The following is a 21,783-nucleotide window of genomic DNA, read 5'->3' on the forward strand; positions in this document are numbered from 1 at the left end:
CATGGGCCGGTTCAGCGATTTCTTCATCAAGGAACTCACTCGACGCCAGGCCTGGCTTTTTTTTCTGCCCGCGACTTTCGTGTATGTCCTGCCGTTGATCCTCGCGGATTTTCCCTACATCGATGACAACTGGCGCTCGCTGTCGGCCGGCATGGCCTGGGCACAGGAAGGCCGGTTGTTCGCCGAGTTGTTCTACAACGCACTGACCTTCAGCAATGGCGCGCCGAACATCTTTCCACTGCCGCTGTTGATCGCCACCCTGGCCATGTCCTGGGCACTGACCAGCCTGACCTTTCATCACTTCCGCCAGCCGACCATCAGCTGCTGCCTGGTGCTGTTGCCGCTGTGGTACAGCCCGTTCTTCCTGCAAAACCTGACCTATCAATACGACGGCCCGGTCATGACCCTGAGCGTGGTGGCGGTGATCTTCGCCATCACCTTTCATCACCCGTCGCGCATTCTGCAATGGCTGGTGCCTTCCTTGCTGATTGCGCTGGCGCTGGGCCTGTATCAAATCAGCATCAATGTGTTTCTCGGCCTGTGCTGTCTTGAAGTTTTCAGGGCGGTCAATGACCAAGTGGCCTGGTCGCGGTGGGGCGCTTTGATCGGCTGGCGGATCGCCCAACTGTTTCTCGGTTGGCTGATCTACTGCGTCAGCGCATTCCCTTTTATGGGGCAGGGTCGCACGGTGTTGCTCAACGGCGCGGCTCAGCCTCTGCTGCAAATCCACATCAACATCGCGCGAGTCCTGGAAAAAGTCGTGCTGCTGTTCCATGGAGGATTTGCCTGGGTGTTCGCCGGCTTGTTGCTCTGCGCCATCGCCGGTGCTGTTTGTCTGGCATTGAAGATTATCGAGCGCAAGGACAGCGGGTCGAAGAAGCTGCTGATCGGCCTGCTGTGTCTGCTGACCGTGCCGGTCATGGTCGTGTTGGTGTCCGGTGTCGCGCTGTTTTTCCGCGACTTCAACGAAGGCGCCAGGACCTTGATGGGGTTCGCGGTGTTGCTGGTGCTGCTGTTCTATTTGAGTCATCTGGTGCTGGCAACGATGCACGAGCGTTTGCCACTGCTGTTACTGGTGCCACTGCTGGCCATGTTGTCGTTGTGTTTTGCCTATGGTCGGGTCCTGACGGTGCAGAAAGCCTTCGCCAGCAGCGCACTGAACAGCCTTGAACGCGACATCGCCAGCCATCAACCCTTGCGTGACGCCAAGCGCATCTACATGTCGGTGACCTACTCCGATCACTGGCTAATGGGGGCCGCGGGTTCGTTCAAGCAACTGCCGGTGCTGCATTATCTGCTGAACGTCGACTACTACATGCTGGCTGAAAACCTGCCGAAAGTGGGCATCACCAACGTGGTGGCGGAGAAGGAGCGGCGCAACGCGACACGGGTGGGTTATCTAGATTACTCGCCGCTGGTGGAAAGCCAGTACTACCGGATTTACCTGATCGGGGATTACGGTTTTATCGTCATGAAAGAACCGGCCCCGATCCAATCGCTGCGTTGGTGACGCGCAAGGCCGGGGCCGTGTCGGTCAGGCCGCTGCCACTTGCGCTGATGGTCAACCGTGTGGAAGCGGAGGATGGCGGGCTGTTGTTCGCCGGCTGAAGTTGCCGGAGGAACGATCAAACAAGCCGCTTCAGGCTTTTGATCTCAAACGGCGGACATGTGATCCTTGCCGCTTTTGAGTCAAAGGCCTTTGTTCATGTCGACGTTTGCTGCCCAATCCACCGGAGTTATCCACATCGCCGCCGCTTTGTTGATCGGCCCTGACGGCCGTACCCTGCTGGTGCGCAAGCGCGACACCCAGGCATTCATGCAGCCGGGGGGCAAGATCGAAGCCCATGAACAACCGGTCCACGCTTTGGCCCGTGAGCTGGAAGAAGAGTTGGGGCTGGTCATCGATCCGGCGCATGCCACCTTCCTCGGCCAGTTCTCGGCGCCGGCCGCCAATGAGCCGGGTTTTGTCGTAAAGGCGGAATTGTTTTTGCTGACCATCGATGCCGATGTCACCCCCGCCGCCGAGATCGAAGAGGTGCTCTGGATCGATCCGGGCACCGACGGTGGTGTCGTTCTGGCGCCATTGACACGGGACCTGATCCTGCCGTTTTATCGAGCTTCGCTGACCGCGACCGCCTGATCATTCACGCAAAGGACTTCGCCCATGATCCCGCTTCAAGACCTGTTGATTTTCGCCGCTGCCGCGTTGTTGATGGTGCTGACGCCGGGGCCGAACATGATCTACCTGATCTCCCGTTCGATCTGCCAGGGACGCAAGGCCGGGGTGACTTCGTTGCTCGGCGTGGTCGCGGGATTCTTCGTGCATCTGTTCGCCGCCGCGGCCGGTTTGACCGCGGTGTTCCTGGCGGTGCCGATGGCCTATGAAGTGTTGAAGTGGGCCGGTGCGCTGTATTTGTTGTGGCTGGCCTGGCAGGCGGTCAAGCCGGGTGCGCGATCGCCGTTCGAAGCGCAGCAGTTGCCACCGGACTCGTCGCGCAAGCTGATCACCATGGGGTTTCTCACCAGCGCTTTGAACCCGAAGATCGCGGTGTTTTACCTGTCGGTGTTTCCGCAATTCATCACCCCAGAGCACGGTTCGGTGTTCACGCAAAGTATCGTACTGGGCCTGACCCAGATCAGCGTCAGTTTCTGCGTGAACCTGATGATCGCCCTGTTCGCGGCGGGCATCGCCTCATGGTTCGTCAGCAATCCCGCCTGGCTGGCGATGCAGCGTTACTTCATGGGCTTCGTGTTGTCGGCGCTGGCGCTGCGCTTGATGCTTGAGCAAAAACGGATGGCCTGAACATGTGGGCGAGCAATACTTCGACAAAATTCACATGTGGCGCGAAATCTAAAGTTCGCTGGGGTCTGATCGTTCCCACGCTCTGCGTGGGAATGCAGCCCGGGACGCTCTGCGTCCCTTCCAGAGCCGAACGCGGAGCGTCCGTTGAGGCATTCCCACGCAGAGCGTGGGAACGATCGGTGGGGCGCTAGCGGACGGCGCTGACCCCGTCCAAGGTCGAAAACGACGTGTCCTTGGCCGTCAGCAAAAAGTCGCGCATGTACGGCGCATCGAGCATGTCGGCGCGAATGGCCGCGTACAGCGTCGCAAACAAACCTTTCTCGCCCAGGCGCTTGGCTTTCACGTAGCCCCGCGAGCTGTATTCATGCAGCGCCCAATGGGGCATGCCGCATACGCCGCGCCCGCTGGCCACCAGTTGCATCATCATCACCGTCAGTTCCGAGGTGCGGACCTGGGCCGGTTCGACGTCGGCCGGCTCCAGGAAACGCGTGAAGATATCCAGCCGGTCGCGTTCCACCGGGTAGGTGATCAGGGTCTCGGTGAGCAAGTCTTGCGGGACGATGTAGGCCTTGCTGGCCAAGCGGTGCTGGTTCGCCACCGCGAGCATCGCTTCATAGGTAAACAGCGGCACGTAGGTGATCCCTACCAGTTCCACCGGGTCGGACGTCACCACCAGGTCCAGGTCGCCACGGGCCAGGGCGGGCAGTGGGGCGAAGGAGAAGCCCGAAGCCAGGTCCAGCTCGACTTCCGGCCAGGCGTCGCGGAACTGGTCGATGGTCGGCATCAGCCACTGGAAGCAACTGTGGCACTCGATGGCCATGTGCAGGCGCCCGGCGGTGCCGCCGGCCAGCCGCGCGATGTCGCGCTCGGCGGCGCGCAGCAGCGGCAAGGTGGCATCGGCCAGTTGCAGCAGGCGCAAACCGGCGCTGGTGAAACGCACCGGCTTGGTCTTGCGCACGAACAACGGCATGCCCATGCGTTCCTCAAGCTCCTTGAACTGATGGGACAGCGCCGACTGGGTCAGGTGCAAGCGGTCGGCCGCGTCCACCAGGCTATCGGCTTCGCGCAAGGCGTGCAGGGTCTTCAGGTGACGGATTTCAAGCACCGGGTGGCTCCATGAGAAAAACTTGTGATCAACACGAAAAGGTTGAGTTTGTCTCATGATGGCTTCGCTGTCGACAATAGCGCCATCTTTTACCCAGGAGCAATTCGACATGGCCGTAGCCCACACCCTTGGTTTTCCCCGCATCGGTGCCGACCGCGAACTGAAAAAAGCCCTCGAATCCTACTGGAAGGGCGACCTTGACCAGCAAGCGCTGAAAAGCGTCGGTCGCCAATTGCGCGCCACCCACTGGCAATTGCAGAAAGACGCCGGTATCGACCTGCTGCCGGTCGGCGACTTCGCCTGGTACGACCAGGTACTGGCCCATTCCCTGGCCTTCGGCGTTATCCCCGAGCGTTTCGACAGCAGCCGGGACGCGCGTGGCCTGCCGACCCTCGACACGCTGTTCGCCATGGCCCGTGGCGCTTCGGCGAGCTGCTGCGGCGTTGAGCACGGCCAGGCGCAATACGCCCAGGAACTGACCAAGTGGTTCGACACCAACTACCACTACCTGGTCCCGGAATTCAGCGCCGACCAGCAATTCACGCTGAGCTGGGAACAGCTGTTCGATGAAGTCGACGAAGCCAAGGCCTTGGGGCACACCGTCAAGCCGGTAATCATCGGCCCGCTGACTTACCTGTGGCTGGGCAAAGTCAAAGGCGCAGACTTCGACAAACTCGAGCTGTTGGAACGCCTGCTGCCGGTCTATAACGAAATCCTCGTGCGTCTCGCTGCCCAAGGGGTGGAGTGGGTACAGATCGATGAACCGATCCTGACCCTCGACTTGCCGCAGGAATGGAAAAACGCGTTTGAGCGCGCCTACCACATCCTGCAGTACTCGCCGCTGAAAAAGCTGTTGGCCACCTACTTCAGCGGCCTGCAGGACAACCTCGGCCTGGCTGTCGGCCTGCCGGTGCAAGGTTTGCATATCGATGCGGTGCGTGCGCCGGATCAATTGCTGCACGTGCTCGATCGCCTGCCAACCTACAAGATTCTCTCGGTGGGCCTGGTCAACGGCCGCAACGTCTGGCGCTGTGAGTTGGAACCGGTGCTGGCGCAACTGCAATTTGCCCAGGAGCGATTTGGCGACAACCTGTGGGTCAGCAGCTCCTGCTCGCTGCTGCACAGCCCGGTGGACCTGGAACGCGAGGACAAACTCGACCCGGAACTGAAAAGCTGGCTGGCGTTCGCGGTGCAAAAATGTGGCGAAATCGCCGTACTGCGCGATGCCCTGAACGACCCGCAAGCGCCCAAGGTGCAGGCCGTGCTGGCCGAAAGCCGCGCCATTGCCGCCAGTCGCGCCGAATCGCCGCGTATCCATAAAACCGAGGTGCAATCTCGCATCGACGCCATTGGCACAGCCGACAGCCAACGTCATTCGCCGTTCGCCAAACGCATTGAGCAGCAGCGGGCGCGCTTGAAGTTGCCCGCGTTCCCGACCACCACCATCGGCTCGTTTGCGCAGACCGGTTCGATTCGCCTGGCGCGCCAGGCTTTCAAGCAAGGCAAGCTGTCGGCCAACGATTACACCGATGCCATGCATCACGAAATCCGCCACGCCGTGCAGATTCAGGAGCGCCTGGGGCTGGACGTGCTGGTGCACGGTGAAGCCGAGCGCAACGACATGGTCGAGTACTTTGCCGAGCAGCTCGACGGGTATGCCTTCACCCGCTTCGGCTGGGTGCAGAGCTACGGTTCGCGCTGCGTGAAACCGGCGATCATCTACGGTGACCTGAGCCGTCCCAAAGCCATGACGGTCGACTGGATCAGCTATGCGCAGAGCCAGACCGACAAGGTCATGAAAGGCATGCTCACCGGTCCCGTGACCATGCTGATGTGGTCCTTCCCCCGCGAAGACGTGTCGCGCAAAGTGCAGGCGCAGCAACTGGCCCTGGCCCTGCGCGATGAGGTGCTGGACCTGGAAGCCGCCGGCATCAAGATCGTGCAGATCGACGAAGCGGCGTTCCGCGAAGGCCTGCCGCTGCGTCGGGCACAATGGCAGGAATATCTGGACTGGGCGGTAGAAGCGTTCCGCTTGAGCGCCAGCGGTGTGCGTGACGAAACCCAGATCCACACCCACATGTGCTACAGCGAGTTCAACGATGTGATCGAGGCCATCGCAAAGATGGATGCCGATGTGATCACCATTGAAACCTCACGCTCGGACATGGAGTTGCTGCAAGCCTTCGAAGCCTTCGATTACCCGAACGACATCGGTCCGGGCGTCTACGACATCCACTCGCCACGGGTGCCGGACACCACCGAGATGGTCAAGTTGATCAGCAAAGCCGCGAAGCGGATCCCGGCCGAGCGACTATGGGTCAACCCCGATTGCGGTTTGAAGACCCGGGCGTGGCCGGAAACCGAGGCCGCCCTGGTGAACATGGTCGCCGCGGCACGACAACTGCGCAGCCAACTGGCTTGAGGACGAAAAACGGGAGCGGATCATCCGCTCCCGTTTTACCTGTCAGACCTGATCGAAATGGCGCAATGCCGGTGACCGTTTGCCGATGTCGGCATAGGGAAGGGTGACGTCATCGGCGTGGGTCAGATACCGATACTGCGGCAATTTCAGGTGGGCCTTTTCGAACTCGGCGAAGGCAGGTGCCGCCTTGGTGTAATGAAAATGGGCGTACCACAACACTTTGGGTGGGGCGCTGGTCTGGTCCCAGATTTCGTATTCCTGCAGGTAATCGGTTCGGCCGTCAGGGCGCTTTCGCAGACGTTTGATCGGGCTGGTTTTACGTATTTCCACGGCATTTTGGCTGATCAGATCATCGAGCATTCCATCCGTAGGGTTTTTGCTGCGCAGTGACTGCCGGGTGCGCATCTGCCGTCCGGTGGCAATCAGTTCCGTTGCCTTGTTACGCAGTTGCTCGATGACCGTGCTCTGTGGGGCAACCGCTTCGATATAGAGCGCCCGGCGCGTCAGTTCGTTGGCCTCACTGACCATCATGTGCTCCAGATCGACCGGGAGCATGTCCTGAGCTGCATAGGCTTGAACCTTCGTCTGGTAGCCCGGCTGCGCCTGCAGGCGGTTACGTGCATCTTCAATCATGGCACTCGGGTCCCTTTGCGCGGGACGAGCGGTCGGCTCTGGTGGATTGAGCAGGCGAAACTTGCCGTTTGCCCCCTGTTCCCATATTTCCTCGACGCCACCCCGACCGGACAGGACGTATTGGCGCTTCTGGGTCGTCGGTTCCCAGTGTTCCACCCCGATCAACAAGTGGTCGTCTTCAGTGATGAAAATTTTCTTGCGGGTTTGCCCGGCCGGCGTGGCGGGAGCCGGCAGGTCGATGGCCTTGCGGGCGCGTTCGGCCATTTTCTCGATACCCTCCAGCAAAGGCGGCACAGCGTCGAGGTCAAAGTGCTGGGGATAGCTGGCGGTCCAGGCATTCATACCGCGGCGGAATTGCCGGTAGTGCTCAATACACTCCTGAAGAATCTGATTGCGCTGGGTTCGGGGGGCGGTGACTTCCGGCAGACTGAATTGGGTGAACAATGCCCGGTCGACTTGGGTCCGCAGGCTCTCGGCTTGGACTTGTAGGTCGAACCAGGAAAGATCCTTTGCCGTGTCGAAGCGTTTGACGACTTCCAGCAGATTACCGGTTTTCAGGTAAAGCAGATTGGTTTCGCTGTGGCGTGCGTTCAACATCGATACTTCGGGTGTCAGTTGTGCCCTTTCGGTCCTGACCGTAATGCGTTCGTACCATAGGTTGAGATCGTGCATTACCCGTTCTATCTGCTCCAGGTGGCCGACGAACTCCACGCGTAGTTTTCGGATGTCGTGCAGGATCTGAATGCGTTCGACGAGCGCATTGTCCGGTAACGTGTCCAGGTGGTCGACCAAAGCGTCGATTTTGTCCATGATCGGATTAGCCCGATGGTTGGCAAAAAACACCCGGTGCTTTTGCCTGTCGGCGATCAGGAAGGCGCCCTGACTTTGCATCTCCATGATTGCCCGCCGTTTGTTGCCATGGGTCAGTGGTGCCAGTTCGGCCAGCGTCTGATACTGCGTGCTGGCCAGTTCGATGTCGCCGATGCAGGCTGCTTCGGTGGCCGGTAGCAACGCCGGACGGGCTTCGATGGCGCTGTTGTTGTACGTTTCCAGGGCCGTGCTGGTGCGCTGGGCCGGGCATTGAGTTGCGGCGCAAAGTTGTCGGCCGCTTCAGTCAATGCTTGCTGATGGCGAAACACCCGATCGCCCCACCACCGAGGCAGTCGTTCGCGAATGGCCACCGGCCAGATCGGGTCGAGGGTGTCCGCCAGATGCCCGAGCACGCCACCACCACCCAGCCCGCCGCCCTCGAAGGTCGCCCCGTAGACACCGAACCAGGTGTCCCAGCGGCCGGCTTCATCGAGAGCGATGGGTTGCTTGTAGGTTTTTTTATGCGTGCCACTCAGTCGCCAGCCACGTGAGTCCGTACTCGGCTCAACCTGATAGAGGCGGCCCTGGCGAGTGATAAAGTCGCCATCGGCATGACGGTAGATATTGCGATAGACACCGTGCTCGACGGGTTGCAACCCGAGGAGGGATATCGGTTTCTCATACTCGTAACCGGCGAAGCGTTCGGCGATATGCCGTGCCCGGTATTTTGACGTCGGTGGCAAGGCCATGGCGCCTTTGCCGAGCGCCTGCAACTGACGAGCACGGGTCAATGCGCGGGCGCCCGTAGCCGATTTGCTGGCCGCCGCACCGGGAAGAATGTCCATGGCGGCATCGATCACAGACAACAGCACCGACTCTATCTCTGTCAGGCCTTCACCCACATCAGCGCGTAACAGTGCTGCAACGGCCCGGTTGGCACTGGTCCAGGCATCGTGCAGCGCAATGGCTGCGCCCACGAAGGGCACGAGACCCATGGCCATTTTTATGTAATTCAACGTCTTCGGTCCGCTCAGCGCGCAGCGTTCCAGGAATAACGCATCGTTGGAACGCGATGTGCCGCGATGCGATTCGATCAGGCGTCCCATCTGTGTATTGAGCAGGTGCGCGGCCAGCGAAGTGGCCGCCGGCCAGCGCACCCCGACACCGATCATGGCGTCGAAGTGCTTGAGGACAGCCTGGTTGATCCGGCTTTCATGAGCCCGCACGTCTCCCTGCAAGGCGCGACCGGCCAGATAGCTGACCATCTCGCTGCGCAGGCACAGGTTGAACAGGGCCCTGCGCGCTTCTTCGAGGCTGTCGTAACGGCGCAAGGGCTGACCATCGGGAGTGTCCGGCAGGTACAACAACGTCATGCCGCTGACCTGTTCCTGAATGAACGTCACGCCGGACAAGGTCACCGGGCCTTCATTGGGGGTGTCCTTGCCGCCCGCGCTCAGGTAGGCCGGTAATATCTCGATGCGCTTGCCGCCCGCTTGCCAGGCTTGCGGGTTATCGGCGTCGATGGCGGTGTTCAGCGCTTGCAGGTCGTCGAGGCCGATCTGCCCTTGTAGACGAGCGCACTCACCTTGAAGTTGGAGGGTCAGGCGCCAGGGCTCGATCAGGCATTCCCGGCGATGCTCCCGTACAAACAACGGTTCGCTTCGATCGCCCATGAAGGTGTCGTAGATGAGTTTTTCGTAGGCCTTGGGCAGGTCCAGCTGCGGCAGCGTCTTGCGCAGGTAGGCAGGGGTGATGCCGGCCGTCAGGGCCTGGCGTTCGCGGTCGTCCGCCGTCGTGACCTCCACACGCATGAAACCCAGGCGCAGGGACAAGGGCTCAAGCTGCATGGACGGCGAGTTGTCGATGTTGAGCTGGGCCAGTTCTTCGAGTGACATCTTGCTTCTGGCGGTACTGGGCACTGCCACCAGTTTTTGCGGGGTGCCGGGAGCCGCACCGTCGGAGAGTTGTTTTTGCAGCGTGACGGAGTCGGGCAGGTCTAACTGGACGTCAAAGTCGCCTTTGAGTGAGAAGTCTTCGCGAAGCTGGGCTTGAAGGTGTCGACGGGTGAACACATCGCGGGGCACCAGGGTTGTTTGCAGTTGCTCGTGGCTGCGCTGCATGGCCTGGATGTAGGTGCTGGTCAGGCTTTTTAGCCTGGCACCATCGGGCGCTGCCAAGGTGCCCAGCCAGGTGGGAAGACGGCCAACCATCGAGGCACTCAGGCGTTGTTCCTGTAAGTGCATGAGGGCCAGACTTCTCGCTGGGTTTACCGGGACCTGCAGCAACGCCAGGGTTTGTCTGCGCAGTTTTTCCAGTTCCTGCGCACGTTGTGACGCCAGGGTGTCGTCTGGATAGCGCTGGCGTATTTGCGCGGCCTGTTCTTCGAAAAGGCGGGTCTGTTGATTGAGGCTGTAAAGCAACGGATCTGTCGTGATGGCCTGCAGTTGCAGGATCAGCACGGGGTTCTGTCCCTGGATTTTCAACAACTGCTGTTCCAGGTCTTTGCGGTCAGCGAAACGCTGCAAGCCGCCGCCGATGCCGGGCCAGTAGAGCAGCAGACTGTCAGCTGAGCCTGGATCGGACAGCGCTTGCTGTCGGGCAATGACAAACACTCCGTTGAGCTCCTGGCGCAAAGGCGCGCCAGTGTCGGTTCTCATGCTCAGCAACAGGCTGGCAAATGCAACGTCAGGGTCGTGATCGTCGGCGTCAGGCGGGTCCAGCAAGACCTTGAGCAATTCGAGTTCCGTGCTATCGAGCTGGGTGAGCGTGCGTTGAAGTTCAACCTCGGCCTTCAAGCCGTCCTTGTGTGCCTGGTAAAGCGCGTTGAAAGCACGATTGAACGTTTCCAGGTCCAGCGTACGCGATCGGTAAAGCAGGGTGGATGCGGCCGTGTCCGCAGCGAGCTCTGCGGTTTCCAGCGCCTTGAGTGTGTCGTCAAGTGCTTTTTGACGGTCACTGTCCAGGTCCTCCCCCAGCAGCGTTTCCAGCGCCGCACGCTGTCTGCCAAGTGAGGCCTGACGCAGGGCCAGTGGGATATCGGCAGCCAGGCTATCGAACAGCGATGACTGATCTACATCGCCAAAGCCTTCGGTCAACTCCAGGTCCTCAAGGCTGGGTGCTTGGGCAAACACCTCGGTGGGGCGGGCTTGCAGTGCGGGCGAAAACAGCTGCGCGATGCCGGTCGTCAATGGCCCGGTCCTGGTCGTGTATTCAAACCTGAAATGGCTGGGTAACTCAGGGGGCGCGAGTAATTGCGTGGACAACCAATGCTCCATGTCACTACGGTCTTTGAAGGCCTGGACGGGAACCGGTCGAGTGGGCAAGTAGAGCAATTGCGCGACAGGTTGCTGGTTGCCCACGCTGATCACCCAGGCCGCGGGCAGTTTGCGGATGCTGTTGTCGCTCAATTTCAGCGCCAGGTGTTCGCAGTGGATCGGCTGATCGTCCAGACGCATTGCCTGGGGTCCGGAGTCCAGAACCAGCCACAGCGGTTTCAATTGTTCGGCGTTCAGCGTTCCCAGGGCGAATGCCACTTGAGCCGTTGCTTCGATATGCCCGCGGTACAACTGATTGGCCCGATCACGCCGCGACAGTGGTGTACCGGGGGCGCGGGCAGCCCAATAGGTATTTGCGCCGTCGTTCATTGGCGCGTTTGCGAACAGCGCCTGCAAACCTTCCTGGGATGTTTGCCAGCGGGCCAGGGCGCTTTGCAACAGGCTTTGATCGATATTGCCCGGCAGCGTTGAAGACTCGGGAATGGCGGGTAGCGTTGAGGCGGGGAGTGTCGGGAGCAGTCTTTCGGTCATGGTCACAGGGCTCTTCCAAGGGGAGCGGCGGGTCCACTCCTGATCAAGCGCCATTTAAGAAAAATCCCCCAGGCCTGTGGCACTACATAGTTATCGCATCGACCACTGAGCGGTATTCATGAAACTGTCATGCAACTGTGGCAGCGCGCTTGCACAAACTTCATCAGACTCGCGCTCTACTGGGGTTCTGCGTTTTGGTGTTTTTTCATGTGTGCACGATTCTTATCGGCAGCGGTCTTCTTGACCGCGTTGTTGTTGAGTTTTCCCTCTTTTTCGGCGTCTCGCTGTGACGTCAATGTGGCGACCGAACGGGTCGACCTTGATCAGGTCAGCCTGGCGTACCAGAGCATCGGACGTGCCTCGGACCCGGCGTTGCTGCTGGTGATGGGCCTGGGGGGGCAGCTGATTCACTGGCCTGACGAAGTGGTGGTCGCGCTCTGCCAGCAGGGCTTTCGGGTGATTCGCTACGACAATCGTGACGTCGGCCTGTCGACCTGGCGGCAAACGCCGGTTGAGGCCAACCTGACCTTCGAAGTGCTGCGCTACAAGCTCGGCCTGCCGGTGTCGGCGCCTTACAGCCTGACCGATATGGCGGACGATGCCTTGGGGCTGATGGATGCGTTGCACATCGAGCAATTCCATGTGCTCGGCGCCAGCATGGGCGGAATGATCGCTCAGCACATGGCGGCGATGGCGCCACAACGGGTCGAGAGCCTGACCCTGATCATGAGCACTTCCGGCGCCGAAGGTTTACCCGCGCCGAGTGCGGCGCTGTTGCAGTTGCTGGCGCGCCGCGGTGCGCCAAATCGTGAAGTCGCGCTGGAGCAGCAGGCAGACCTGCTGGCGGCACTGGGCAGCCCGGCGGTGACTGACGATCGACAGGCACTGCTGCATCAGGCGGCCGAGGCGTATGACCGGGCCTTCAATCCCGAGGGGGCCAAGCGCCAGATATTGGCGATCCTGGCCGAGCCAAGCCGGGTGGCCTTGCTCAACCAACTGCGGGTGCCGGCGCTGGTGGTGCATGGCACGGCCGATCCGTTGTTGCCGGTGATGCATGGCGTGCACCTGGCGGCGCATCTGCGGGGCAGCCAGTTGAAGTTGATACCGGGGTTGGCTCATCGTTTCCAGGAAGCGTTCAAGGCGCCGTTGCTGGCGGCCGTGTTGCCGTATCTGCGGGCTCATCGAGAGGACACTTCGCACTGGGCGCAGGTTGAGCCTGTGGCGGAACACAACCTGCTTTGACCCACTGATCAGCCGTGCAGGCTTAATGGCTCAGGCCGTACTTTTTCACTTTGTCGAACAGTGTGGTCTTGGCCATGCCCAGTTCCTGGCTGGCCTGGGTCAGGTTGCCGCCGCTGCGTTGCAAGGCGTCGCTCAGCAGGTTGCGCTCGAAAGCTTCCACCGCTTCTGCAAAGGCCAGGCCTTGGGCGCTGCCGCCGGCACCCGGTTTCTTGAACGCCGGCAGGCCCAGGGCAAATCGCTCGGCGACGTTGCGCAGTTCGCGCACGTTGCCTGGCCAGTCATGGCTCATCAGGTTTGACAGGGTCTGGTTATCCAGTTCCGGTGCGGCGCGGTCGAAACGCAACGACGACTGCTGCAAGAAGTACTCGAACAATTGCAGGATGTCTTCGCGGCGCTCGCGCAGGGGCGGCAGTTCCAGGGTCACCACGTTGAGGCGGTAATACAGGTCGCTGCGAAATTCACCCGCTTTGCTCGACTCGTCGAGATCGGATTTGGTGGCCGCGATCACCCGGCAGTCCACCGCCACGCTCTGGTTCGAACCGAGGCGTTCGAGGGTGCGTTCCTGCAACACCCGCAGCAGTTTGATCTGCAGGGGCAGGGGCATGCTTTCCACTTCGTCGAGGAACAGCGTGCCGCCATCGGCGTGCTCGATCTTGCCGATCCGCCGTTTGCCCGCGCCGGTGAAGGCGTTGGCTTCATGGCCGAATATCTCGCTTTCGAACAGGTTTTCCGGCAGCCCCCCGCAATTGAGCGCGACGAATTGTCGGGTGTGCCGACGACTGAAATCGTGCAGGCAGCGCGCGACCAGTTCCTTGCCAGTGCCGGTTTCGCCTTCGATCAGCACGTTGGCCGAAGTATCGGCAACATTGGCGATCAGTTCGCGCAGGTTCTGCATGGCCGGCGAGCGGCCGATGATCCGGCCTTCGAGGGAGTCGCGCTCGGCCAGTTGCCGGCGCAATGACGAAACTTCCCGTGCCAGGCTGCGTTGCTCCAGGGCTCGGCGGGCTACATCCACCAGGCGTTCGGGCGAGAAGGGTTTCTCCATGAAGTCGTAGGCGCCTTTCTGCATGGCGCCGACGGCCATGGAAATGTCGCCGTGACCGGTAATCAGCACCACCGGCAGGCTGCGATCGCGAGCCTTGAGTCGGTTCAGCAGTTCCAGGCCATCGATGCCCGGCAGGCGAATGTCACTGATGACGATGCCGGCGAAGTTCTCGCCCACCCGTTCCAGGGCTTCCTCGGCGCTGCCGACACCGATGCAGGGAATGTCTTCCAGGGTCAATGCCTGCTGGCAGCCGAGCAGTACATGGGGGTCGTCTTCGACGATCAATACACTAAGGTCGTTGTTCATATTGGCTCAGCGGAAGTGGGGCTTACCAACGGTAAACTGAGGACGAAAGCGGTACCACCGCTGGCCGGGTGTTCGACACCCAGGTGACCGCCAGTGGCGGCGGCCAGGCTCGCGGAGAGGGTCAGGCCCAGGCCCAGGCCTTGTTCGCCGGGTTTGGTGGTGAAAAACGGTTCGAACAGATGCTTGCGCGCTTCGGCGTCGATGCCATGGCCGTTGTCCCGAACGCGCAGTCGATATTTGCCATCGTCCGTTTCACCTTCGAGCCACAACACCGGCTGCGGCTGCGCCTGCATGGCATCGAGGGCGTTGCCGATGAGGTTGACCAGAATCTGTTCGAGGCGGGTCTGGTCTATCTGCACCTGGACATCCTTGAAGTGGCGGTGCAGTTGCAGGTGCGCGTTTTCCACCCGGGCGCCGAGCAATTGCAAGGCCGCCTCCACGGCTTTGCCGAGACAGGCCTGGCCCTTGTCGTCACCGCGCCGGGCAAAGGAGCGCAGGCTGGCGGTAATCCGGCCCATGCGGTCGATCAATTCGTTGATGGTCTTGAGGTTGGTGCTGGCCACGTCCAGCTGACCGCGCTCGAGAAAGCGCACGGTGTTGCCGGACAGGGTGCGCAGCGCCGCCAGCGGCTGGTTCAATTCGTGGGCGATGCTGGTGGACATCTGGCCAATCGCTGCGAGTTTACCGGCCTGCACCAGTTCATCCTGGGCACGGCGCAGCGTCTCTTCAGCGTGACGGCGTTCGCGGATCTGCCCCTTGAGCCGTTCGTTGCTGGCGCGCAGGTCAGTGGTGCGTTCGGTAATCCGACGCTCCAGTTGATTGTTGGCTTCCTGCAGGGCTTCGCGGGCGGCGAGGCGGGTGGCGATCACCTTGCGCCGTTCGTTCCAGGCAATCAGCAGGAACGCCACGAGGGCAAATGCCACGGCCACCAGAATCCCCTGATTGATCGCTTCGCGCCGCAGGTCCTGCAGTGGCGTGAGCAGGGTGAAGTTCCACGGGGTATCGCTCAAGGGGCGGGTTTGCGACAGGTAGCTGATGTTTTCGTCATCGGAAACCAGTTCGCTGTTGGCGGGGAAGGTGAGTTTTTCCACGCCCTCGGACAGGGTTTCCCGGGCCAGCGGTTGCAGTTCGTTCAGCGGGAACCAGTAGTACTGGAGACTGCGGGCGAGCTTTTCCTTGGTTTCGTCGCTCAGCGGTACCACTGACTTCAAGCGTCGCGCCGGGTCACTGGAGAGAATGATGATGCCGTTCTCGTCGCTGACGAAGGCTTCCAGGCGCGCGCGTTGCCAGCGTTCTTCCATGGCTTCGAGGCGGACCTTGACCACCGCGACGCCAATGATCTTGCCGTGCTCCTCAAGGCCATGGGCCAGGTAGTAGCCGGGTTCGCCACTGGTGCTGCCAATGCCGTAGAAACGTCCGGGCTGGCCGCGCACGGCGTTCTGGAAATAGGCGCGGAAGGACAGGTCTTCACCCAGGTAACTGTCGACATCGCGCCAGTTGCTGGTGGCCATGACACGGCCGGTGGTGTCCATCACGTAGATGGCCCGGCTGCGGCTACGCCGGTTCAGGCCTTCGAGGTAATCGTTGACGGTCTGCCGGTGTTCCGGCGTAGGGTCGGCCAGCAGTTTCGAAACACTGGTTTCGAGTTCCAGCAGGCTGGGCAGGTAGGTGTACTTGCTGATCTCGCTTTCGACGGCGCGGGCGTGCAGTTCCAGCTGGCGCTGGCCGTTTTCGCCGAGACTGCGGATACCATAGTGCTCGCTGGTCCAGAAGCCGATATAACCCAGTCCGATCATCAGTGCGATGATCAGCGGCGGCAGGAACAGATGACGAATCAGGCGAGGTTTCACGGCGAGTGATGGCGACGTGGCGCGATAGAGATTGGGGTCGCATTTCATCACAGATGCCTTGGGTCAACCAGCGCTCGCCCCAACTGTCGGAGCGAGCCTGCTCGCGAAGAACTCAAAGACGCCGCGTACATCCAGGATGAGCGCGTCATCGTTGACGACCATCGCGAGCAAGCTCGCTCCTACAGAGGGGCGGCCGTCTGGTTTTTAGTGCTGCAGAATCTTGTTGAGGAAGTGCTGCGTACGCTCGGCACGGTGGCTGATGTCGCCGAAGAACTCCTCTTTCTTGCAGTCCTCGATGATCTTGCCCGCATCCATGAAAATCACCCGGTCGGCCACTTTACGGGCGAAGCCCATTTCGTGGGTCACGCACATCATGGTCATGCCTTCGTGGGCCAGTTGCACCATCACGTCCAGCACTTCGTTGACCATTTCCGGGTCCAGTGCCGAGGTGGGTTCGTCGAACAGCATGACGATCGGATCCATCGCCAGCGCACGGGCAATCGCCACACGCTGCTGCTGGCCACCGGACAGTTGGCCCGGGTGCTTGTGGGCGTGAGCCGAGAGGCCGACACGTTCCAGCAGTTGCAGGCCTTTCTTGGTGGCCTCTTCCTTGCTGCGGCCAAGCACCTTGATCTGCGCGATGGTCAGGTTTTCGGTGATGGTCAGGTGCGGGAACAGTTCGAAATGCTGGAACACCATGCCCACCCGCGAGCGCAGTTTCGGCAGGTTGGTCTTCGGATTGGCAATGGAGGTGCCGTCGACCACGATATCGCCTTTCTGGAACGGTTCCAGGGCGTTGACGCACTTGATCAGGGTCGACTTGCCGGAACCGGATGGCCCGCACACCACGATCACTTCGCCTTTCTTGACCTCGGTGCTGCAATCAGTCAGCACCTGGAAGTCCCCATACCACTTGTTGATGTTTTTGATAGAGATCATACGGCGAACCTTTTTTGCAGACGCTTGACCAGCTGCGAGGCGGCAAAGCTGATGATGAAGTACACGAGACCTGCGAAAACCAGGAACTCATTGGAGCGACCAATGATGTCGCCACTGGCGCGCGAAGCGTTGAGGAAGTCCACCAGGCCGACGGCGTAGACCAGCGAGGTGTCCTGGAACAGGATGATGCTCTGCTGCAGCAACAGCGGCGTCATCTTGCGAAACGCTTGCGGCAGGATGATCAGGCGCATCATCTGGCCATAGTTCATGCCCAGTGCTTGCGCGGCACCCATCTGCCCCTTGGGAATCGACTGTACGCCGGCGCGGACGATTTCACAGAAGTACGCTGCTTCGAACATCATGAAGGCCACGATGCACGAGGTGAACGCGCCGATCGGGGTGTCTTCGCCAGTGATCCAGCGCAGCACGAACGGTACCGCCAGGTAGAACCAGGTGATCACCAGCAGCAGCGGGATCGAGCGGAAATAGTTGACGTACGCGCCGGCCAGGTTCGATAGCAGCTTGTTATGGGACAGGCGCATCAGCGCCAGGATCGTGCCGAGAATGATCCCGCCGACCACGCCCATGGCCATCAGCTTGAGGGTCATGATCATGCCGTTCCACAGGCCCGGCAGGGACGGGATGATGCCCGAGAAGTCGAATTCCATCATTTACCCCCTACGGAAATCAGGCCCGGTACGGCGACTTTCTTCTCGACCATGCGCATCAGCAGCATCAGGCTCATGTTCAGGGTGAAGTAGATCAGCGTGGCCAGGGTGAACGCTTCGAACAGGTTGGCCGAGAACTCGGCGGTCTGCTTGGTCTGCGCGAGCAGCTCCATCAGGCCGATCAGCGAAGCCACGGACGAGTTCTTGAAGACGTTGAGGAATTCCGAGGTGAGCGGCGGAATGATGATCCGGTACGCCTGGGGCAGTAGCACGTTCCAGTAGATCTGCGGCAGCTTGAAGCCCATGGCGCGGGCCGCGGATTCCTGACCTTTTGGCAGCGCCTGAATACCGGTGCGCACCTGTTCGCAAACACGAGCGGCGGTGAACAGGCCCAGGCACACGACGACGCTGAGGAAGGCCGAGGTGGTCGGGTTCAGGTCCTGCTTGTACCACTCCTGCAAATCTGGCGGCAGCAGGTCGGGCACCAGGAAGTACCAGATGAACAGCTGAACGAGCAGCGGCACGTTACGGAAGAGTTCGACGTAGCAGGTGGCGATGCCCGATACGATACGGCTCGGCACGGTGCGCATGACACCCAGGATCGAACCCAGTATCAGGGCGATGATCCAGGCCGCGACGGCGATGCCAATGGTCCAGCCAAGTCCCGAGATGAACCAGTCGATATACGTCTCGCTGCCCACGCCGGTGGACTTGAAGAACACGCCCCAGTCCCAGTTGTAATTCATTAGGGTCTCCCCTCAGATCGATCGATGTACAGGTACCCGCTTGGGGAAGCTCCGTTCCCGCCTGAACGTGATGCTCAGGCACACGCGATCGGCTCGACAGCCACCGGTCCGAGTGTTTCCAAAAATGCCAGCAGGGAGTGACAACCTCCCGAGAGGGCGGGGGCCCTCTCAGGAGATAAGGTTAGTCAGAAATCAGGATTTCTTGTCGTCAGCCGCTTTATCGGTCGGATTGGCGATCAGGGCCTTGAGCTCGTCGCTCATCGGGAAGTTCAGGTTCAGGCCTTTTGGCGGGATTGGCTGCATGAACCATTTTTCGTAGATCTTGTTGATCTCGCCCGATGCGTAGGTGGCCTTGATGGCGTCATCCACGGCCTTTTTGAACGGCTCGTCGCCTTTGCGCACCATGCAGCCGTAGATTTCATAGGACTGTGGTGTACCGGTCACGGCCCAGTCACTGGCCTTCTTGGCCTTGGCCGCTTCACCGGCCAGCAGGGCATCGTCCATCATGAAGGCAACGGCACGGCCGGTTTCCAGCATCTGGAAGGACTCGCCGTGGTCTTTGGCGGAGATGACGTTCATGCCCATCTGTTTGTCAGCGTTCATCGCCTTGAGGATGCGCTCGGAGGTGGTGCCGGCGGTGGTCACGACGTTCTTGCCGGCCAGGTCCGGGAAATCCTTGTACTTGGAGTCTGCCTTGGACAGCAGGCGCGTACCGATTTCGAAGATGCCAACGGAGAAGTCAACTTGCTGCTGACGCTCGACGTTGTTGGTGGTGGAGCCGCATTCCAGGTCTACGGTGCCGTTCTGCACCAGCGGAATACGGGTTTGCGAGGTGACGAGGTTGTACTTGACCTGCAGGTTCGGCAGATCCAGTTCTTTTTTCAGGGCTTCGACGACTTTCAGCTGGATGTCGTGGGAGTAGCCGACCGGTTTACCGGAAGCGTCCGCGATGTAGGAGAAAGGAATGGAAGCGTCACGATGCCCGAGAGTGATGACACCGGACTCTTTGATCTTTTTCAGGGTGCCGGTGAGTTCGGCGGCGAACACTGGCGTGCTGATCAGAGCGGCAGCAATGGCTGCGCCCAGGATATGGGGAACGATGCGCATCAAATTTTCCTCGACATTGTTTTTTTTATGGAGCCAGTTCGTCGGCCCTTTTGTGCTTCGAATGCCTGACGGCTCCTGGAGCGTCGGTACAACAAGCATTCGTCGAAGAGTGTAGAGCATGACTCGTGCCAGGCCAGGCTCGACGGCTCAATACATTGATTTATAAGGAGATTAAATATTTATTGAGGTTTTTTTTGGCAAAAGAAATCCGGTTAACCGAATTGACCGCCAAGTCGCGTTCGGAAAACCGAATGCGTACGATAACCCTCCTCGCCCCTGTAGGAGCCCGGCTTGCCGGCGAAAGGGCCTGTAGGAAATTCGCAAGGCTCAAGGTCGCCTTCGCTGCGATGCGGCGACCCGACAAGCCAGCGCCTACAGAATGCACAAAGCCCCTGGATAGGGGCTTTGCATTGCCGGATCAGGCCGCTTCGATCTTGCGGCGGTTCTGTTCGACCTTGCTCAAGTAATCGGCAAGCCGTTGCTGTTGCTCGGGTGTGGTGAACAGGCCGAGTTTGCTACGACGCCACAGAATGTCGTGGGCGCTGGTCGCCCACTCTTCGCTGCACAGGTAATCGACCTCACGGGTGTAGAGGCCGCCGCCGATGTGTTCGCCCATGTCGTTGAGGTTCTGTACGCCTTCGAGCATGCGCCAGGTGCGACTGCCGTAGGTGGTGGCCCAGCGGCGTGAGATTTCGCTGGGGATCCAGTCGAACTTGTCGCGGATCAGCGAACTCAACGCCTGCGGTGTGCTCATGTCTTCGCCGCCCGGCAGGGTGGCGTTGGCGGTCCAGCTTGGCAAGATGTGCGGGAAGTGTGACGCCAGTTGCGCCAGCGCCGATTCGGCCAGCTTGCGGTAGGTGGTCAGTTTGCCGCCGAACACCGACAGCAGGGGCGCTTCCTCGCCGCTGCCCGACAGCGCCAGGGTGTAGTCGCGGGTGACGGCCGACGGGTTGTCGGATTCGTCGTTGCACAGCGGACGAACGCCGGAATAGCTGTGCAGGATATCGTCACGGCCGATCTGTTTTTTGAAATGGGCGTTGACCACTTGCAGCAGGTAATCGGTTTCGGCTTCGGTAATCGCCACTTTTGCCGGATCGCCTGTGTACTCGCGGTCGGTGGTGCCGATCAGGGTGAAGTGATTGAGGTACGGAATGGTGAAGACGATGCGCTGATCTTCGTTTTGCAAGATGTGCGCGTGATCGCCTTCATACAGCTTGGGTACGATCAGGTGGCTGCCCTGGATCAGGCGGATACCGTAGGGCGACTCCATCTTCAGGTCGTCACGAATGAACTTGGCGACCCAGGGGCCGGCTGCGTTCACCAGCGCCTTGGCGCGGATCGAAAACAGGCTGCCGTCGGCGCGTTCCAGGTGCAGATGCCACAGGCCTTTGGTGCGACGCGCGCTGACGCAGCGGGTCTGGGTGTGGACGTGGGCGCCTTTTTCCCGGGCCGCCATGGCGTTCAATACCACCAGGCGCGCATCGTCGACCCAGCAGTCGGAATACTCGAAACCCTTGGTGATTTCGCTTTTGAGCGCGCTGTCGGGGCCGAACCTCAGGCTTTTTGAACCGGCCAGCTTTTCCCGTTTGCCGAGGTTGTCATAAAGGAACAGGCCGGCGCGGATCATCCAGGCAGGGCGCAGGTGCGGGCGATGCGGTAGCACGAAGCGCATGGGCTTGACGATATGCGGGGCCTTGGCCAGCAGCACTTCGCGCTCGGCCAGGGCTTCGCGCACCAGGCGGAATTCGTAATGTTCGAGATAGCGCAGGCCGCCGTGGATCAGCTTGCTGCTGGCCGATGAGGTGTGGCTGGCCAGGTCATCCTTTTCGCAAAGGAACACCGAGAGGCCGCGACCGGCGGCATCTGCCGCGATCCCTGCGCCATTGATGCCGCCACCGATGACGGCGATATCGTAGACCTCGGCGAAAGGTGGCGTAGGTGAAGTAGAAGTGGGCATCGGCTAAGGCCTCGGAATTCTTTGATTTTCTGTATTTGAATTCGAACATTGATGTTCATTTTCGAAAATCTTAGCCCATAAAGACGCGCACAGCCAGTCGACTTCGATTGAAAAAACTCATCGAAGGGCCATGAAAGGAAAATTTACGAACATTCGAGGGCGGAGGGAGGCGGAAAATGCGGTGTCTGGGCGATTGCTATCGCGGGCAAGCCCGCTCCCACAGGTTTCGGTGATCCCTGTGGGAGCGGGCTTGCCCGCGATGGCGTCGGAACAGGCGAAGCCCGCTCCCACAGGTTTCGGTGATCCTTGTGGGAGCGGGCTTGCCCGCGATGGCGTCGGAACAG

15 protein-coding genes are annotated in these 21,783 nt (G+C 60.5%); 5 read left to right on the forward strand and 10 right to left on the reverse strand.

Going from position 1 to position 21,783, the window contains the following annotated elements; genetic code table 11:
* Position 1: 1 nt before the first annotated feature.
* The 3 genes from ACIO0C_RS14055 (at position 2) to ACIO0C_RS14065 (ending at position 2,803) form a co-directional block, all read left to right on the forward strand.
* Positions 2–1,510: a glucosyltransferase domain-containing protein gene (locus tag ACIO0C_RS14055; protein WP_401312891.1), complete on the forward strand. Its 1,509-nt coding sequence runs from the start codon at positions 2–4 to the stop codon at positions 1,508–1,510.
* A gap of 195 nt (positions 1,511–1,705) precedes the next feature.
* Positions 1,706–2,140, forward strand: a complete 435-nt coding sequence (locus ACIO0C_RS14060; protein WP_401312894.1) for an NUDIX domain-containing protein — start codon at positions 1,706–1,708, stop codon at positions 2,138–2,140.
* Between the two features lie 24 nt (positions 2,141–2,164).
* On the forward strand, positions 2,165–2,803 hold the full coding sequence (locus ACIO0C_RS14065; RefSeq protein WP_008056656.1) for a LysE family translocator: 639 nt from the start codon (positions 2,165–2,167) through the stop codon (positions 2,801–2,803).
* A gap of 187 nt (positions 2,804–2,990) precedes the next feature.
* Here the strand turns inward: ACIO0C_RS14065 and metR are convergent, their stop codons facing one another.
* Entirely contained in the window at positions 2,991–3,908 is a 918-nt protein-coding gene (metR, locus tag ACIO0C_RS14070) for a transcriptional regulator MetR (protein ID WP_008056654.1), read from the reverse strand.
* A 109-nt stretch (positions 3,909–4,017) separates the two neighbouring features.
* Here metR and metE point away from each other — a divergent pair, with 109 nt between their 5' ends.
* Positions 4,018–6,330: a 5-methyltetrahydropteroyltriglutamate--homocysteine S-methyltransferase gene (gene metE, locus ACIO0C_RS14075; RefSeq protein WP_401312898.1), complete on the forward strand. Its 2,313-nt coding sequence runs from the start codon at positions 4,018–4,020 to the stop codon at positions 6,328–6,330.
* Between the two features lie 42 nt (positions 6,331–6,372).
* Here metE and ACIO0C_RS14080 read toward each other — a convergent pair whose 3' ends face one another.
* Together ACIO0C_RS14080 and ACIO0C_RS14085 are read right to left on the reverse strand one after the other, a co-directional pair.
* Positions 6,373–7,773, reverse strand: a complete 1,401-nt coding sequence (locus tag ACIO0C_RS14080; RefSeq protein WP_401312901.1) for a hypothetical protein — start codon at positions 7,771–7,773, stop codon at positions 6,373–6,375.
* Positions 7,774–7,886: 113 nt separating this feature from the next.
* Positions 7,887–11,579 carry a dermonecrotic toxin domain-containing protein gene (locus tag ACIO0C_RS14085; RefSeq protein ID WP_401312903.1) on the reverse strand — a complete coding sequence of 1,231 codons (3,693 nt, stop codon included), beginning with the start codon at positions 11,577–11,579 and terminating at the stop codon, positions 7,887–7,889.
* Between the two features lie 207 nt (positions 11,580–11,786).
* Between ACIO0C_RS14085 and ACIO0C_RS14090 the strand changes: the two genes are divergently transcribed.
* A complete protein-coding gene (locus ACIO0C_RS14090) occupies positions 11,787–12,821 on the forward strand; it encodes an alpha/beta fold hydrolase (RefSeq protein WP_401312906.1) in 1,035 nt (344 codons plus the stop codon).
* A gap of 22 nt (positions 12,822–12,843) precedes the next feature.
* On the opposite strand, the gene ACIO0C_RS14095 is transcribed toward ACIO0C_RS14090, so the two are convergent.
* From ACIO0C_RS14095 to glpD, 7 genes are all read right to left on the reverse strand, one after another.
* On the reverse strand, positions 12,844–14,172 hold the full coding sequence (locus tag ACIO0C_RS14095; protein ID WP_401312909.1) for a sigma-54-dependent transcriptional regulator: 1,329 nt from the start codon (positions 14,170–14,172) through the stop codon (positions 12,844–12,846).
* The gene (locus ACIO0C_RS14100) at positions 14,169–16,070 is read right to left on the reverse strand and encodes an ATP-binding protein (RefSeq protein WP_401312912.1); all 1,902 of its coding nucleotides are present in this window, start codon (positions 16,068–16,070) and stop codon (positions 14,169–14,171) included. Before ACIO0C_RS14100 ends, ACIO0C_RS14095 begins: the two co-directional genes overlap by 4 nt.
* A gap of 156 nt (positions 16,071–16,226) precedes the next feature.
* Complete coding sequence (locus ACIO0C_RS14105; protein WP_401312915.1) at positions 16,227–16,961, reverse strand: amino acid ABC transporter ATP-binding protein; 735 nt, start codon at positions 16,959–16,961, stop codon at positions 16,227–16,229.
* Entirely contained in the window at positions 16,958–17,629 is a 672-nt protein-coding gene (locus ACIO0C_RS14110) for an amino acid ABC transporter permease (RefSeq protein ID WP_401312918.1), read from the reverse strand. The genes ACIO0C_RS14105 and ACIO0C_RS14110 overlap by 4 nt, the downstream gene beginning before the upstream one ends.
* Positions 17,629–18,375, reverse strand: coding sequence for an amino acid ABC transporter permease (locus tag ACIO0C_RS14115; RefSeq protein ID WP_401312921.1), 747 nt, complete (start codon positions 18,373–18,375; stop codon positions 17,629–17,631). Before ACIO0C_RS14115 ends, ACIO0C_RS14110 begins: the two co-directional genes overlap by 1 nt.
* 192 nt (positions 18,376–18,567) lie before the next feature.
* The gene (locus ACIO0C_RS14120) at positions 18,568–19,482 is read right to left on the reverse strand and encodes a glutamate/aspartate ABC transporter substrate-binding protein (RefSeq protein WP_020800741.1); all 915 of its coding nucleotides are present in this window, start codon (positions 19,480–19,482) and stop codon (positions 18,568–18,570) included.
* Between the two features lie 418 nt (positions 19,483–19,900).
* Entirely contained in the window at positions 19,901–21,439 is a 1,539-nt protein-coding gene (glpD, locus tag ACIO0C_RS14125; RefSeq protein ID WP_401312924.1) for a glycerol-3-phosphate dehydrogenase, read from the reverse strand.
* Between the last annotated feature and the right edge of the window lie 344 nt (positions 21,440–21,783).

It is taken from the genome of Pseudomonas sp. NPDC087336 (genome assembly GCF_044744285.1).
Taxonomy (GTDB): domain Bacteria; phylum Pseudomonadota; class Gammaproteobacteria; order Pseudomonadales; family Pseudomonadaceae; genus Aquipseudomonas.

Coding starts and splice junctions, on each gene's coding strand:
- ACIO0C_RS14055 (WP_401312891.1), top strand. CDS start 2: ATGGGCCGGTTCAGCGATTTCTTCATCAAGGAACTCACTCGACGCCAG.
- ACIO0C_RS14060 (WP_401312894.1), top strand. CDS start 1,706: ATGTCGACGTTTGCTGCCCAATCCACCGGAGTTATCCACATCGCCGCC.
- ACIO0C_RS14065 (WP_008056656.1), top strand. CDS start 2,165: ATGATCCCGCTTCAAGACCTGTTGATTTTCGCCGCTGCCGCGTTGTTG.
- metE (WP_401312898.1), top strand. CDS start 4,018: ATGGCCGTAGCCCACACCCTTGGTTTTCCCCGCATCGGTGCCGACCGC.
- ACIO0C_RS14080 (WP_401312901.1), bottom strand. CDS start 7,773: ATGGACAAAATCGACGCTTTGGTCGACCACCTGGACACGTTACCGGAC.
- ACIO0C_RS14085 (WP_401312903.1), bottom strand. CDS start 11,579: ATGACCGAAAGACTGCTCCCGACACTCCCCGCCTCAACGCTACCCGCC.
- ACIO0C_RS14090 (WP_401312906.1), top strand. CDS start 11,787: ATGTGTGCACGATTCTTATCGGCAGCGGTCTTCTTGACCGCGTTGTTG.
- ACIO0C_RS14095 (WP_401312909.1), bottom strand. CDS start 14,172: ATGAACAACGACCTTAGTGTATTGATCGTCGAAGACGACCCCCATGTA.
- ACIO0C_RS14100 (WP_401312912.1), bottom strand. CDS start 16,070: ATGAAATGCGACCCCAATCTCTATCGCGCCACGTCGCCATCACTCGCC.
- ACIO0C_RS14105 (WP_401312915.1), bottom strand. CDS start 16,961: ATGATCTCTATCAAAAACATCAACAAGTGGTATGGGGACTTCCAGGTG.
- ACIO0C_RS14110 (WP_401312918.1), bottom strand. CDS start 17,629: ATGGAATTCGACTTCTCGGGCATCATCCCGTCCCTGCCGGGCCTGTGG.
- ACIO0C_RS14115 (WP_401312921.1), bottom strand. CDS start 18,375: ATGAATTACAACTGGGACTGGGGCGTGTTCTTCAAGTCCACCGGCGTG.
- ACIO0C_RS14120 (WP_020800741.1), bottom strand. CDS start 19,482: ATGCGCATCGTTCCCCATATCCTGGGCGCAGCCATTGCTGCCGCTCTG.
- glpD (WP_401312924.1), bottom strand. CDS start 21,439: ATGCCCACTTCTACTTCACCTACGCCACCTTTCGCCGAGGTCTACGAT.